This is a genomic window from Streptomyces sp. NPDC090108 (genome assembly GCF_044747185.1).
Lineage (GTDB): Bacteria > Actinomycetota > Actinomycetes > Streptomycetales > Streptomycetaceae > Streptomyces.
Genome location: NZ_JBIVDQ010000009.1, coordinates 360,077 through 374,825 on the forward strand (window position 1 = coordinate 360,077; position 14,749 = coordinate 374,825).

A 14,749-nucleotide genomic window follows, 5' to 3' on the forward strand; every position below is an offset into this window, starting at 1 on the left:
CCCGCCGTTTAACCTAGGGGCTGCGGGCCGTGAACGGCAAGAGGGCCAAGCCGAGTTGGGGACGGGCGGAGCATGCGCGAACGGGACGAGCCAGAGGTCGTGGGACGGCGTGTGCAGCGGCTGCGCACCGAGCGCGGGATGACCCAGCGGCAGCTGGCCGAGCCCGCCTACAGTCCCGCCTACATCTCCACCCTGGAGGCCGGCCGGGTCAGGCCCTCCGACGAGGCGCTCCGGCACATCGCGGGCCGTCTCGGCGTGGCCTTCGAGGAGCTCGCGGTCGGCCGGCCCGCGCATCTGGCCACCGATCTGCGGCTGCGGCTCACGGAGGCGCAGCGCGCCCTCGCCGACGGCCGCGCGGAGGAGGCCGCCGCACAGTACGCGGGGCTGCTGGCCGAGGCGGAGGAGCACGGACTCGGCCCCGAGCGCGCCACCGCGCTGCTCGGGCTCGGCGAGAGCGCGCTGGAGACCGGTGAACTGGGCAGCGCGCACGAGTACTTCGAGAGCGCCGAGGAACAACTGGCCGGACAGTCGCTGCCGGTCAGGGTGCCGGCCGTGCGCGGGCGGGCCGTCGCCCACTACCTCGCCGGTGAACTCCGCTACGCCGTCTACCTCCTGGAGTCCACGCTCGACGAGCTGAACCGCGGCGGCCTGCACGACCCCGACGCCCTGCTGCTCCTGTACGCCAGCGTCATCGGGCCCTACATGGACATGGGGGCCCACGCCCGCGCCGCCCAGGCGGCCGAGTTCGCGCTCGCGCTCGCCCCGCGGGCCGCCGACCCCGTGCTGATCGCCCGGATGCACCGGTCGGTCGCCCGCACCCTGCTCGCCGAGGGCCGGGTCGCCGAGGCCGACGCCTCCCTCGCCAAGGCGGCCGAGCTGTACCGCCAGCTGAGCCTGCGCACCGAACTCGCCAACTGCCACTGGATGCGCGGCTACGTCTACGCCCAGGACGGCGAACTGGAGCGCGCGGAGCAGGAGTTGCGCCTTGCGCACACCATGCTCGCGGAGACCCGTGCGGCCCTCTACCGCAGCCAGGTCACCGTCGAGCTGGCCGACGTCCTGCACCGGCGCGGCAAGTCGGAGGAGGCCGCCGGGCTGCTGGACGGGGTCCTCGGCGACTTCTCCTCCGAACGCGGCGCCGTGCACGCCGCCGCCGCGCACCGCCTCCTCGGCATCATCGCCGAGGACGCCCGCGACACCGAGTCCGCCGAGGAGCACTACGTCCGCGCCCTCAGCCTCCTGGAACGCGCGGGTGCGGCCGGCGACCTGGCCGACCTCTGCCGCCTCCTCGGCGACCTGCTGCGCCGCACCGGCCGCACGGAGGCGGCCCTCGACGCCTACCGCACCGGCCTCGGCCACCGCACGGCCCCGGGCACGACCACCCTGGGCCCGGCCCCGGCCCAGCCGCCGCTGTGACCCGGGTCCGGCCCGGCGGGTCACCGGGTCCGCGCCACCGGGTCCGCGCCGGCGGCCCCGCCGGCCGGGCCGTCAGACCTGGGCCCGGCCCTGCCGTCGTACGTCCGCCAGGCGCAGGGCGCCGATCTGGACCGCGGCCTGGGTCGCGTCGTTCGGTACGTCCCCGAGGCCGCCGTTGGTGAGGGCGAAGGCGTCCTCGCCGACGCGGACGGCGGCCACCTCCAGCGTGAGCACGGCCCCCTCCCCCTCTCCCTCCCCCCGCGTCCCCGTGTCCGTCCCCGTTCCGTCGGTGGCGTCGGGGGAGGGCGTGGGGGCCGAGACGACGGCCACGGTCACGCGCAGGCCCTGGCGGACGTCGCCGACCTCCGGCAGCGGGGCGTCGGTGACCTGCACGTCCTCGGTCGCCCCGTCCTGCGTGGTCGCCGTGAACCGCGCGCACTTGGCCGGCATCGTCCGCAGCCAGTCCAGCCTGCTGTTCACGTCGGCCGGGCGGCGCGCGCCGATCTGGTAGCGGAGCTGGGCGTCGGTGTCGGGGTCGTCGAGGCCGACGGCCACCCGGGCGGGGGCACCGAGGAGCTCGTCGGAGTAGAGGGCGTCGAGCAGCGGCTGGCAGTCCCCGGCCCCGGTGGTCGCCTTCAGCATCCCGTCCCGCCAGGTGGCCGCCCCCCGGGTGGCGGCCCAGGGCGCGCCGAGGTCGGTCTCGGTGAGCAGCGCGGCCTGGGCCTGCGCGTCGGTCAGCGTGGACCCGTCGCCCCGCGTCGGCTCCTTCCGGCTCGGCGTCGGCTTCTCGACCGTGGGCAGGGGCTGCGAGGCGGTGGGCGGGGTCTGCAGACCGAGGGTCGCGCAGCCCGTGAGGGTGAGCAGGGCCGCGGCGAGGGCGGCGACCCGGGGGCCGCGGGTGCGTATGGCAGCGGTCATCGGGGCCTCCTGGGCGGACCTGCGGGTGGGGGATGCCTGCTCCCACGGCAACACCGCCCGCCGCCGCCCACCAGCGCGCCGGTCCGTCCGGGTGAGGCCCCCCCCGCAGCGGCCCGGCCCCACCGGGGGTCCGCCCGTACCGGCTCGCCCTGTGGGGGCCGCCCCCACCGGCGTCCGCCCCCACCGGCGTCCGCCCGTGCGAGTCCGCCCCCACCGGGAGTCCGCCCGCGCCGCGGCCCGCGCCCGCGCCGGTTCCCGCACCGCCGTCGCGGTTCTGATCTAGGGTCGGCCGGGAGGGAAGGAGCCCGCCGTGACCGACCAGCCCGCCGTCCCCGTGATCATCGACTGCGACACCGGCGTCGACGACGCCCTGGCCCTGCTGTTCGCCGTACGCCACCCCGGTCTCGACCTGCGGGCGGTGACCTGCGTGGCCGGGAACACGGACGTCGACGGCGTGGTGCGCAACACGCTGACCGTGCTGGAACAGGCGGGCGCCCCCGAGGTGCCGGTGGCCCGGGGCGCCGAACGCCCGCTGATCGAGCCGGCCCGCTCCGCCCAGCATGTGCACGGCGCCGACGGCATGGGCGACCTGGGCCTGCCCGCGCCCTCCCGCCGTCCCGCGGACGTGGACGCGGTGACCCTGCTGCGCCGCGAGATCCTCGCCTCGCCGCGCCCGGTGACCCTGATCCCCACCGCCCCGCTCACCAACATCGCCCTCCTGCTGCGCACCCACCCCGAGGTGACCGCGAACATCGAGCGGATCGTGTTCATGGGCGGCGCGGTCGGTACCGGGAACGCCACGCCGGTCGCGGAGTTCAACGTCTGGCACGACCCGGAGGCCGCGGCCGTCCTGCTCACCGCCGGGGTGCCGATCACGATGTACGGACTCGACGTCTTCACCCGGGTCGTCGTCCCCGGCGCCGACGTGCACCGGCTGCGCACGAGCGCCGAGCCGGGGGCACGGCTGGCCGGCGAACTCCTCGCCCACCGGCCCGCCGCACCGGGTGGCGACCCCGAGGCCGAGGAGACGGGCGGGCTCGGCGACGCCGGAGCGGTCTGCGCGGTCGCCGATCCGGCCGGTCTCACCACCCGCCTCCTCCCGGTCGAGGTCTGCCTCGCGCCCGGCCCCGCCCGCGGCCAGACGGTCGTCGACCTGCGCCCCCGCCACGGCGAGGCGGAGATCCACGGCGAGGGCCGCGACACCGCGCTGGTGGACGTGGGACTGGACGTCGACGTGGACCGCTACGTCGGTCTCTACCTGCGGACGGTGGAGCGCGGACGGCTCCCCGGCGGGCGAGGTCCCGGGTCGATGTGAGGTTCCGGGGCACTATGGACAGGCTCCCTACTGTCGATCCTCCGGCGTCCCGTCCGAACGGAGCCCCGCATGGCAGACCTCTCGTCCAGGAACCCCGACTGGTGGCGGCAGGCCGTCATCTACCAGGTCTATCCGCGCAGTTTCGCCGATGCCGACGGTGACGGGCTCGGTGACCTCAAGGGCGTCACCGAGCACCTGAACCATCTGGCCACCCTGGGTGTCGACGCCCTGTGGCTCAGCCCCTTCTACCCCTCGGAACTCGCGGACGGCGGCTACGACGTCGCCGACCACCGGGACGTCGACCCGCGGCTCGGCACCCTGGACGACTTCGACGCCCTGGTCGCCGAGGCCCACCGGCTCGGCCTGAAGGTCGTCGCCGACATCGTCCCCAACCACACCTCGCACCTGCACCCCTGGTTCCAGGAGGCCCTGCGCGCCGGTCCGGGCTCGGCCGCCCGGGACCGCTACGTGTTCCGCCCCGGCCGCGGCGCCTGCGGTGAACTCCCGCCCACCGACTGGCAGTCGGTGTTCGGCGGCAGTGCCTGGCAGCGGGTCCCCGACGGCGAGTGGTACCTGCACCTCTTCGCCCCCGAGCAGCCCGACCTCGACTGGGACGACGAGGAGGTCCGCGCCGACTTCCGCACCACCCTGCGCTTCTGGTCCGACCGGGGGGTCGACGGCTTCCGGATCGATGTCGCCCACGGGCTGTCCAAGGACCTCGCCGAGCCGCTCCGGGACGTGGGCGGACTCGGCGCCACCGGGGAGGACGCCCTGCTGCTCGTGCCGCCGGGCAGCCACCCCTACTGGGACCGGGACGCGGTCCACGAGATCTACCGGGACTGGCGCCGGATCTTCGACGCCTACGACCCGCCCCGCACCGCCGTCGCCGAGGCCTGGGTCCCGGACGCCCGCCGCGCCCTGTACGCCCGCCCCGACGAACTCGGCCAGGCCTTCAACTTCGAGTATCTGGCCGCCCGCTGGGACGCGGACGAGCTGCGCCGGGTCATCACCGGCTCACTCGCCACCGCGCACGCCGCGGGCGCCTCGGCCACCTGGGTGCTGTCCAACCACGACGTCGTACGCCACGCCTCCCGCCTGACGCTCCCGCCCGGCACCGATCCCGGGGCCTGGCTGCTGTCCGGCGGCACCGAGCCCGCGGTCGACCGCGCGGCGGGCCTGCGCCGGGCCAGGGCGGCGACGGCGCTGATGCTCGCCCTGCCCGGTTCCGCGTACCTCTACCAGGGCGAGGAACTGGGCCTGCCCGAGGTGGCCGACCTGCCGGAGGAGGTGCTCCAGGACCCGATCTGGACGCAGACGGGCCACGCCCAGAAGGGCAGGGACGGCTGCCGGGTGCCACTGCCCTGGACGCCGGAGGGACCGTCGTACGGCTTCGGGCCGGGCGCCTCGTGGCTGCCGCAGCCGGAGTCCTTCGCCGCGTACGCCGTCGCGGCCCAGACGGGCGTGGAGGGCTCGACCCTGGAGCTGTACCGCACCGCGCTGCGGCTGCGCCGCAAACTGCTCGACGGCGAGACGCTGACCTGGATGACCGGCGCGCCGCCCGGCGTCCTCGACTTCGCCCGCGGCCGGGGCTGGCGCTGCGTGACGAACCTCGGCGAGGAGCCGGTGGCGCTGCCCGCGGGCGAACTGCTGCTCGCCTCGGCGCCGTTGGCGGACGCGGGGATCCTGCCGCCGGACACGACGGTGTGGCTGGCATAGCGCCGCCCGGACCCGGAGCCGGCCGGCGCCCGCCCCGCGGTCAGCCCGCCGTCGGGCTGGGCCCGGGGGCCGCGCCGGCGCCCGGGACCGGCGGCGCGGCCCCCGTGAGGCCGCTGATGTCCACCGGGCTGGACGTGGGGTTCGGCGGCGGGGTGAGGATCACTTCCGGCTGGCCCGGCACCGGGGGCGGCGGGGTCAGGTCGTCGGTCGGCAGCTTCGGCGGGGTGGTCTGCTGGAAGATGGTCTGGTCGAAGTCGACCAGGCCGGTCTTCTCCATCACCGTCATGTGGTCGAGCACGGTGTCGTTGGCCTGGTCGGCGAGCGCGCGGACCAGGGAGTTCTTGGTCGTGGAGCGGATCTTCGAGATCGTGTTGAAGATCGCGCCGTGCGTCATCCGCAGGATGTTGGCGAAGTCGGAGTCGAACTTCGCGCCGCTGTCCGCCGTGAGCGTCTTCACGAAGCCCTGCTGCTGGGGGCTGGGCAGGTTGGGCAGCGTGATGTTGAGCATCGGAGCGACCTTGCGGCAGGTCGTGTCGAGCGCGGCGTGGCCGTCGATCAGGTGCCGGCTGGCCTCCAGGACACCCTTGTTGGTGCCCTTGCGCAGACCGATCTGCCCGACCGGGTACTCCCACAGGCCGGCCGCCCGCACCTTCACCACGAAGTCACGGTCCTGCTCGGTGAGCGGACCCCACTGGGTGTTGGCGACCAGACGTGTCTGCGAGGCGGACACGGTGTCCAGACCGAGCATGCCCGGGTAGGCGAGCGCCGCGAGGGTGAGGGCCATCGCACCGCCCACGAAGAGCGTTCCCGTCGCGTTCCGCGAAAAGCGCACCGTGCCTCCTGCCACGTGGATCCCGCCCAAGAGCGGTTCGGACGCACAGCAGTACGGACGCGGAGCCGATTCGTATCGACGGTTCCGGGTAAAACTTTCGGATCCCGACCGTACGGCCCCGGAACCGCCGCCCGTGTCACCGGCCCGGCGGGCCCAATGAGTTGGTGAAAGGTTGACCATTACCCGGGAGAAGGCAGGACAGGCCCGGTCCTAGATTCGCCGCATGCCCCCACAGCCACGGACGGAAATGCCCGCCGCACTCCCCGTCCTGCCGTACCGCAAGCCCACCAAGGGCCGTGACTACTGGGTCCTGGACGACGCGCTGCCGGACATCGACGCCGTACGGGAGCGCTGTCTGGCCAAGGACGACTGGGTCCAGGGGTACCCGTACACGTCCGAGACCTGGCCGGGACTGCGGGCCATGCCGGGTCTCGAACCGGGCGAGCTGGACCGCGTGGAGCGGCTGGTGCGCAAGGCGACCGGGGCGAAGGAGCTGTGGGTGCAGCGGGCGCCCGGCGGCGGCACCCTCAACCACAACTGCGTCCAGGTCGTCGGCGAGGGCGAGAGCGAGCCGCGCCCGCACACCGACTCCCGCGCGCTGTGCCGGTACGCGGCCGTGCTGTACCTCAACCCGCACGTGCCGAAGGACTGCGGCACCAGCTTCTACCGCCAGTCCCTGCCCGGCGGACGGCTCGGCGGCAACGTGGTCCAGGCCCCGCACAACAACCTCGTCGAGGCGCTGGGCACCCGTTTCGTCGCCCCCGACGCCTTCGAGGAGGACGTCCGCGTCCCCCACAAGTACAACCGCCTGCTCCTCTACAACGCCAACCTCGTGCACAGCGCGACGGGCTACTCCGGCCGCTCGCTGGAGGAGAAGCGGATGACGGCGGTCTTCTTCTGGATGGCGTGACCCGCCCGGCTGCTCCGGACGCCCCAGGCCGACGGTGAGGTCCGTGCCGCGCCGCACCGGCCCGGCCTCCCCGCCGTACCGGCCCGGCCTCACCGTCGTTCACCCGTTTGGAGCAGCATCCATGGTCACTCCGGCGGGTGAGCCCGATCGTCGTAGGTAAGAACTGCTCGGGGCGACCACGGCGGAGGTGCGGCCATGACCCAGCAGCAGACGCATCCGGCGGCCCCGGACCCGTCCCCCGTACGGCACTCCGGATGGGCAGCGGGAGGCACGGTCTTCGCGGGCGTGCTGATGCTGATGGACGGCATCCTCGCGATCCTCCAGGGCATCTCCGCGATCGCGGCCGACGACGTGTACCGCCGCTTCGGCGACTACATCTACAAGGTGGACCTCACCGGCTGGGGCTGGATCCTCATCGGCCTCGGCATCGTGGTGGCCATCACGGGCGCCGGAGTCCTGAAGGGCATGGCCTGGGCGAGGGTGACCGGCATCGTGCTGGCCTCGCTGAGCATGATCGCCCACATCATGTTCCTGCCGTACAACCCCATCTGGTCCCTGATCATGGTCGGCATCGACTTCTTCGTGATCTGGTCCCTGGCGTCGTACCACCCGAACGGTCCCACGGCCCACGCGCGGGCCGACGCGCCCCGGCCGGGACCCGCGTCGCCGCACTCCGACCCCGGCACCGTCCGGCCGGATCCGGCCACGCCCCAGCCCGAGCGCCCGGTGACCTGACCGGCAGTCCGGTGACCTGACCGGCCGTCCGGCCTCCTGTCTCCCCCTGTCTTTCCCACGGGAAAGACAGGGGGAGACAGGCCTGGTCCCGGCCCGTCGCCGCCCGCCAGGATGTGGGCATGACAGAACAGACAGGGGAGGGACCCGTCCGGCAGCAGCTCGCTCTGCTGCCCATACGGGTGTCCGGACGGCTCACGGCGGGGACGCTGCTGCTCGCGGCGGTCGCGTGGGCGGTGCAGGGAGTGTGGGAGGTACGGCTCGCGGCGGCGGGGGAGCCGGCCTCGGGGCCGCCGGTCCAGGAAGGCGGCGTGCACCGGCCGCTCACCGCGCTGGAGGACTCGTACCACCTCGTCACCTCGGTCGCGCAGGGGGTCGTCGCGCTCTGCGCGTTCTTCTTCCTGGCGTGGGTGTGGCGGGTGCGGGACAACGCGCGGATCGTCTCGGGGGAGCCGCCGCGGTACGGGGGCGTCTGGGTCTACCTGGGGTGGATCCTGCCGATCGCCAACCTGTGGATCCCGCGCGGCATCGTCGTCGACGCCTACCGCAGCACCGTCCCGGGCCGGAAGCTGCCCGTGTCGGTCAACGTGTGGTGGGCGTTCTGGCTGCTCGCGGGGACGACCCGGGGCCTCGGGCTGCTCCGCGACGGCTCCACCGACGCGGCCATCGCCCGCGCCTACTCGGAGATCGTGCCCCTGCTGTGTTCCGACGCCGCCGTCATCGGGGCGGCCGTCGCGGGTGCCTTCGCCGTACGGGCCGTCACGGCCGTGCAGACGGAGCGGATCGCCGTCGGCCGGTGCCCGGCCCCGGCCGACGCTGAAGGGCCGGACGCCGTGCGCGTGCCGGCAAGCGGTTCCTGACGGACCGGCGGCAACGGGGAGCGGCCGGGGGACGGCCGGGGGCGGACCGGACGGCCGAGGGTGGCCCAGGAGGCCGAGGGCCGCCGGGGAGCAGCCGGGGAGCAGCCGGGGGCGTCACCCGGAGGGCGGTCACCACCCTGCGGGTGAGGTGTTTGTGGGACAAGATGAGGATGTTGGCCGTTTCGCGCCTCATCAAGGGGGCCTGCATGGCTGTCGAAATCCATCCGATCGTCAAACCGTCCCGGTTCAGGCACCGGGGCGGTCTGGTGGGCGAGTGCATGGCGGAGTTCCTCGGGACCTTCGTCCTGATCTCCTTCGGGTGCGGCGTGGTCGCGATGGCGGTCGCCGCGCTCCCCGGCTCGGGCCGTGCCGCCACCACCACGACGGTCTTCCTCGCCGCCGGTGACTGGCTGCTCGTCGCCTGGGGCTGGGCCTTCGCCGTCACCTTCGGCATCTACGTGGCCGGCGGCATCAGCGGCGCGCATCTGAACCCCGCCGTCACACTGGCCATGGCCGTGCGCCGGGGCTTCCCCTGGCTGAAGGTGCTGCCCTTCTGGTTCTCCCAGGTCACGGGCGCCTTCGCGGGAGCCGCGCTGGTGTATCTCGTCTACCACAACGCGATCGACACCTTCGACAGCACCGTCAAGGGGCCCAAGGTGGACGGCCATACGCTCTCCACCTTCTCCATCTTCGCCACCTTCCCGGCCCCCTACTTCCACGGCGGCTTCTGGGGCCCGCTGATCGACCAGATCGTCGGCGCCGCCTTCCTCGTCATGCTGGTCGTCGCCGTCCTCGACCTGCGCAACCAGGCCGTGAAGTCCAACCTCGGTCCCCTGGTGGTCGGTTTCATCGTCGCCGCGATCGGCATGTCCTTCGGCGCCAACGCGGGCTACGCCATCAACCCCGCCCGCGACTTCGGCCCCCGGCTCTTCACCTGGGTGGCCGGCTGGGGAAGTCTGGCCTTCCCAGGTGATTCCGCGGGCTCGTTCCACGACTTCTGGTGGGTCCCGATCGTCGGCCCGCTGATCGGCGGAGTCCTCGGCATCCTGATCTACGACATCCTGATCGGCGACGTCCTCCAGGTCCGCGCCGAACTGGGCGAACTCCCCGAACCGGGCCGGGGAGCCCGGCCGATGCGGACGGTCGACCCGGACCAGAAGAACGTGTAGCACCCACCGCCCGCACCAGCCGGCCGCACGCACCGCCGTGTCTCGGAGCCGCCCGCGCAGGGCCCCGGAAAGGGGCGGCGCGGGCGGCTCCGGTGCGCGAGGGGTGCGCGGGCTGCGAGGGGTGACGGCTGCTCAAGACATCGGCCGGGCAGGGCCGGTGGGTGGCAGGTGGTGAGCGCGGGGGTGTCAGGGGTGAGCGATATCGTCCGACTGCTCGCTCACCCTCATCCCCAGGAGCTCCATGCGCCTCCCCAAGGTCTCGCTCACGGCGGCGATATCGGTCGTCGCCGGGCTGACCACCGCCACGGCGGGCCTCACCGGGTCCGCCGCCGCGGCCGACGGCACCACCGCGCTGCCGCTGTCCCACTACGCCCACATGGTGGTCGACGCCGCGCATCAGCACCTCTTCTTCAGCCAGGGCACCGGCACCACCGGCATCCTGGTGACCGACCTGGCCGGCGCCCCTGTCACCACCATCGAGGGCGAGCAGGGCGCCGACGGCCTGGCGCTGTCCGCCGACGGCCGCACGCTCTACGCGGCCCTGACGGACGGTGACGCGGTCTCCGCCGTCGACACGTCGACGCTCACCGAGTCCACCCGCTTCGCCACCGGCTCCGGGAGCGCCCCGGTCTCCGTCGCCGTGGCCGCCGGCCAGGTCTGGTACGGCTACTCGGCCGACGGCAAGGGAGCCATCGGCTCGGTCGACCCGTCCGCCGGGGACCCGGCGGCGACCCCGCGGCCCGACATGTCGCACTGGTCGCACGCCCCCCGCTTCACCACGGCCGGCGGAGTCCTGGCGGCCGACGAGGACCTGTCCTCCATGGTCCACGTGGCCACCTACGACCTCTCCTCCGGAACGCCGGTCCCGATGACCGACATGGCACTCGGGGGCGGCGCCACGGGACCGCTCCGGCTCACCGCCGACGGCAGGAGCGTCCTGGTCCCGCAGGGGGCCGCCGTGTACGCGTTCCGCACGTCGGACCTCTCTCCTGCCGGTCATCCCGCGTACTTCACCGGCGGCGTCGCCTCCGATCCGGACGCCGTCGCCGTCGACACCGACGGCACGATCGCCCTGGCCGCCAGGTCGGGCACCGGAGCCGGGGTCTACACCTACGCCGAATCCGGCCGGTACGCGGAGAACCACCGTGTCCTCGACAGCGGCACCGTGGCCCAGGACGGCCTGGCCTGGGGCGGCGACGGCCTCACCCTCTACGCCGTCACCGAGGACCACGGGACCTACGGCCTCGCCGTGCTGGACGGCACCAAGCTCACCGACACCGAGCTCTCCCTGAACCAGCCGTCGCGCCAGGCGGTCCCCACCCAGCAGTTCACCTTCACCGGCACGGTGGGCGGTGACGGCACCCTGCCCGCGGGCGCCCCGCTGAAGGTCACCCGCGACGGCACCGGGCTGCCGGACGCCAAGATCGGCGCGGACGGCTCGTTCGGCGTCAGCGACACCCTCCAGGACGAGGGCACGTACACCTACCAGGTGGAGTACGCGGGCGACGCCACGCACCGTCCCGCCACCGCCTCGCTGACGATCGGCGTGAGCCGGCTCGCGACCTCGATCGAGCACCCCGGGTACGGCTCGGCCAAGCCGCACGCGGTGACCTTCACCGGCGTGATGACGACCGACCTCACCCGCGGCGGCTTCCCGGAGGGCGCGAAGCTCCAGGTGTCCCGGATCGTCGACGGGACCCAGGAGACCACCCAGCTGCCGCCGGTCCCGGTCGACCCGGCCACGGGCACCTACTCGGTCCACGACGACCCCGGTGTCTCCGGAATGGTCACCTACCGCCTGTCGTACGCCGGCGACACCACGCACCTGCCGACGGAGTCCGACGAGGCCCTCACGGTCTCCCCGTACACCCCGGCCCTGACGCTCAAGGCCCCCGCGACCGCCACGCGCGACAAGGACCTGAGCTTCACCGGCAAGCTGGGCGACGGCCCCTACCGGAGCGGCGAGACGGTCACCGTGACCCGCACGGACGCGGCGCACACGACGACGCCCGCGAAGTGGACCGCCCCCGTCGCGACCGACGGCACGATCACGGTCAAGGACAAGCCGTCCGTCGGGGGCGCCGACACCTACACCGTCGCCTACGCGGGCGACGCCGAGCACGAGGCGGCCACCGCCTCCGCGCTCGTGCAGGTGTCGCGCACCGCCACCACCGTGTCCGTCACCACCAACGCCTCGACGTACGCCTACGGCGCGACGGCCACCGTCACCGCCCACCTGGGAACGACGTACAACGGCCGCACCGTCTCGGTCTACGCCCAGCCGGCCGGCGGCGCCAAGACCCTCGTGAAGACCGGCACGGTCGACAGCAAGGGCAACTTCTCCGCCCCGTACAAGCTCACCCGCAACACGACGTTCACCGCGTCCTTCGCGGGCGACTACCGCTACGCCCCCGCCTCGGCCACGCGCGCCGTGACCGGCCAGGCCAAGGTCACGCAGACGCTGAGCGGTTACTACACGAGCACCACGTACAGCGGGACCACCTACCGCGTCTACCACCACACCGTGAAGCCCGTGGTGACCGCCACCGTGGCCCCGGCCAAGTCCGGGCAGTGCACGCACTTCCAGCTCCAGCAGTACTACAGCGGGGCCTGGCACACCCTCACCACCTCCAGCTGCATCACGCTCGACGCGAAGAGCGCCGCGGCGGCGCGGCTGACCCTCACCAACGCGGTCAACCAGAAGTTCCGGGTACGCACCGAGTACGAGCACAGCACGAAGGACACCAGCAACCCGAGCACGTGGAGCGGCTGGCTCTACTTCACCGTCAGGACCTGACCCCTCCGGGCCGGTCCGCGGCAGCCCGCGGACCTGGTGCCGCAACGCCTGGCCAGAGCACCTTCATCGGTGTCCTGGCCAGGCGTTTTGCTGCCCGGAACACCCTGGCGGAACGTGAGGGAAGTGTGCATACAATGCGTCCAAACAGTGGAAATATTCAGCCGCATGGCGCGTTTTCACCGTTCTTCAGCGAGAAGGGTGTGAGCGATGAACGCCACCGTGTCCGAATTCCACTACGGCATGATCACGCCGATCGCCGCCTACCTGATGGCGACCCTCGGCGCCGCGCTGGGCCTGCGCTGCACGACCCGGTCCCTCAGGAACGCGCGCGGCGAACGCGGCATCGCCTGGCTGACGCTGGGCGCGGTGTCCATCGGCTGCGGCATCTGGACCATGCACTTCATCGCCATGATCGGCTTCAGCGTCCAGGGCGCACTCGTCGGCTACGACACCTTGATGACCCTCCTGAGCCTCCTGGTCGCCATCGCCGTGGTGGCCGTCGGAGTGTTCCTGGTCGGCTTCCGGGGCGCCGGCCCGCTCAACCTCGGCGTCGCGGGCACCTTCACGGGCCTGGGCGTCGCCGCGATGCACTACCTCGGCATGGCCGCCCTGCAGACCGGCGGAACCGTGCACTACGACCTGACGACCGTTCTCCTCTCCGTCGTCATCGCGGTCGTCGCCGCGACGGCCGCGCTCTGGGCCGCCGTGTCGATCAGCGCCGTCTGGGCGACCCTCGGCGCGAGCCTCGTCATGGGCGGCGCGGTCTCCCTCATGCACTACACGGGCATGTCCGCCGTCACCGTCAGCCTCGTCTCCGGCAACTCCGCCCCGTCCGCCGACACCGGGCAGCTGTCCCTGCTCCTGATCATGCTCGCGGGTCCGATGACGGTCCTGCTGCTCGCCGGCGTGATCGTCATGTTCGACCCGGAGGTCGTCCTCGGCCAGGGCGACTGGAACAGGAAGCAGGCCCGCAGGTCCGTCCGCGAGACCGCCGGCGTCTGACCGCCCGCCCCGGCCGACGTCAGGCCGGCCCACCCGCCGGTCCCGCCGGCCACACGATCGCGCCGAGCCCGCCTCGGCGCGATCCGCGTATGCGCACGAAGAAGAGGGCCTCCCCCGGCGCGGATCTCCGCAGTACGCTCGGGCGCCGCGTGACAGGAACCCGGAGGCCGGCGCGGAGAACCCGCAGTGGCCTCCCGCTACGAAAGGCGGCACGGCAGATGTCGGAGACCCCGGAGACCCCGGAGACCCCGGAGACCCCGGAGATACCGGAGACCCTGGAGAACCCCGAGCGTCCCGAGGGTTCGGACGGTTCGGAGAACGACGCTCCGGCCGAGGTGATCTCCCGCCCGGTGGGCCGGGTGGCCGGTGGCCGGGAGGAGATCCGTGACGACGACTGGGGCAAGGTCCCGGCCGTGATCCGCCTGGACGGCACCCGCTACACGCCCGAAGCGCTGGCCGGCCTGGACGCCTTCTCCCACCTGGAGGTCGTCTACCACTTCGACCAGGTCCCCGTCGCGAAGATCGAGACCGGTGCCCGGCACCCGCGCGGCAACACCGACTGGCCCCTGGTGGGCATCTTCGCCCAGCGCGGCAAGAACCGCCCCAACCGCATCGGCGTCTCCCGCTGCAGGCTGATCGGGGTCGACGGCCTCGACATCCGCGTGGAGGGACTCGACGCCGTCGACGGCACCCCTGTCCTCGACATCAAGCCCTACATGGACGAGTTCGGACCCCAGGGACCCACGAGCCAGCCGGCCTGGGCCACCGAGCTCATGCGCCACTACTACTGACCTGTCCCTGACCTGACCTTCTCCTCCGCGTGCCCGCGCCCGCGTACCCGCACGCGCGCGAGGGCGGGTACGCGGAGGCGGGCACGCACGTGCGGAGAAAAAATCTTGACAGCGGGGGTTGACGCAGCTCCGGCGGATCCGTAATGTTCTCTGTCTGCCCCGGAGCCGTACGGTTCTGTGGAGCAGCACCCCAACCACCAGCACGATCTCCCGATCGGGATGTCATTCGGTATGCCCGAATGTATTTCCATCGGAACTGTGCGGCCCGATTAGGAGCCGCCGGGAAGATCC

12 protein-coding genes are annotated in these 14,749 nt (G+C 73.1%); 10 read left to right on the top strand and 2 right to left on the bottom strand.

What is annotated here, in order from left to right; genetic code table 11:
- The first annotated feature begins 72 nt into the window (after nucleotides 1–72).
- Nucleotides 73–1,416, top strand: coding sequence for a helix-turn-helix domain-containing protein (locus ACIPRD_RS29760; RefSeq protein ID WP_356401882.1), 1,344 nt, complete (start codon nucleotides 73–75; stop codon nucleotides 1,414–1,416).
- Nucleotides 1,417–1,488: 72 nt separating this feature from the next.
- On the opposite strand, the gene ACIPRD_RS29765 is transcribed toward ACIPRD_RS29760, so the two are convergent.
- Complete coding sequence (locus ACIPRD_RS29765) at nucleotides 1,489–2,334, bottom strand: hypothetical protein (protein ID WP_401567486.1); 846 nt, start codon at nucleotides 2,332–2,334, stop codon at nucleotides 1,489–1,491.
- Nucleotides 2,335–2,644: 310 nt separating this feature from the next.
- Here ACIPRD_RS29765 and ACIPRD_RS29770 point away from each other — a divergent pair, with 310 nt between their 5' ends.
- Entirely contained in the window at nucleotides 2,645–3,649 is a 1,005-nt protein-coding gene (locus ACIPRD_RS29770; RefSeq protein ID WP_356401878.1) for a nucleoside hydrolase, read from the top strand.
- Between the two features lie 69 nt (nucleotides 3,650–3,718).
- Nucleotides 3,719–5,365 (top strand): glycoside hydrolase family 13 protein, encoded by a 1,647-nt coding sequence (locus ACIPRD_RS29775; RefSeq protein ID WP_401567488.1) that lies wholly within the window; start codon nucleotides 3,719–3,721, stop codon nucleotides 5,363–5,365.
- Between the two features lie 40 nt (nucleotides 5,366–5,405).
- Here ACIPRD_RS29775 and ACIPRD_RS29780 read toward each other — a convergent pair whose 3' ends face one another.
- Entirely contained in the window at nucleotides 5,406–6,161 is a 756-nt protein-coding gene (locus tag ACIPRD_RS29780; RefSeq protein ID WP_356402428.1) for a DUF4142 domain-containing protein, read from the bottom strand.
- A gap of 259 nt (nucleotides 6,162–6,420) precedes the next feature.
- Between ACIPRD_RS29780 and ACIPRD_RS29785 the strand changes: the two genes are divergently transcribed.
- The 7 genes from ACIPRD_RS29785 (at nucleotide 6,421) to ACIPRD_RS29815 (ending at nucleotide 14,458) form a co-directional block, all read left to right on the top strand.
- Entirely contained in the window at nucleotides 6,421–7,107 is a 687-nt protein-coding gene (locus tag ACIPRD_RS29785) for a DUF6445 family protein (protein WP_356401873.1), read from the top strand.
- A gap of 195 nt (nucleotides 7,108–7,302) precedes the next feature.
- Entirely contained in the window at nucleotides 7,303–7,842 is a 540-nt protein-coding gene (locus ACIPRD_RS29790; RefSeq protein WP_401567491.1) for a hypothetical protein, read from the top strand.
- A 119-nt stretch (nucleotides 7,843–7,961) separates the two neighbouring features.
- Nucleotides 7,962–8,699: a DUF4328 domain-containing protein gene (locus ACIPRD_RS29795; protein WP_401567494.1), complete on the top strand. Its 738-nt coding sequence runs from the start codon at nucleotides 7,962–7,964 to the stop codon at nucleotides 8,697–8,699.
- Nucleotides 8,700–8,905: 206 nt separating this feature from the next.
- Nucleotides 8,906–9,868, top strand: coding sequence for an MIP/aquaporin family protein (locus ACIPRD_RS29800; RefSeq protein ID WP_356401867.1), 963 nt, complete (start codon nucleotides 8,906–8,908; stop codon nucleotides 9,866–9,868).
- Between the two features lie 241 nt (nucleotides 9,869–10,109).
- Nucleotides 10,110–12,665, top strand: coding sequence for a YncE family protein (locus ACIPRD_RS29805; RefSeq protein WP_401567496.1), 2,556 nt, complete (start codon nucleotides 10,110–10,112; stop codon nucleotides 12,663–12,665).
- A gap of 207 nt (nucleotides 12,666–12,872) precedes the next feature.
- Nucleotides 12,873–13,667 (top strand): MHYT domain-containing protein, encoded by a 795-nt coding sequence (locus ACIPRD_RS29810; RefSeq protein WP_401567499.1) that lies wholly within the window; start codon nucleotides 12,873–12,875, stop codon nucleotides 13,665–13,667.
- Between the two features lie 335 nt (nucleotides 13,668–14,002).
- Complete coding sequence (locus ACIPRD_RS29815) at nucleotides 14,003–14,458, top strand: SAM-dependent methyltransferase (RefSeq protein WP_401567526.1); 456 nt, start codon at nucleotides 14,003–14,005, stop codon at nucleotides 14,456–14,458.
- Nucleotides 14,459–14,749 lie beyond the last annotated feature (291 nt).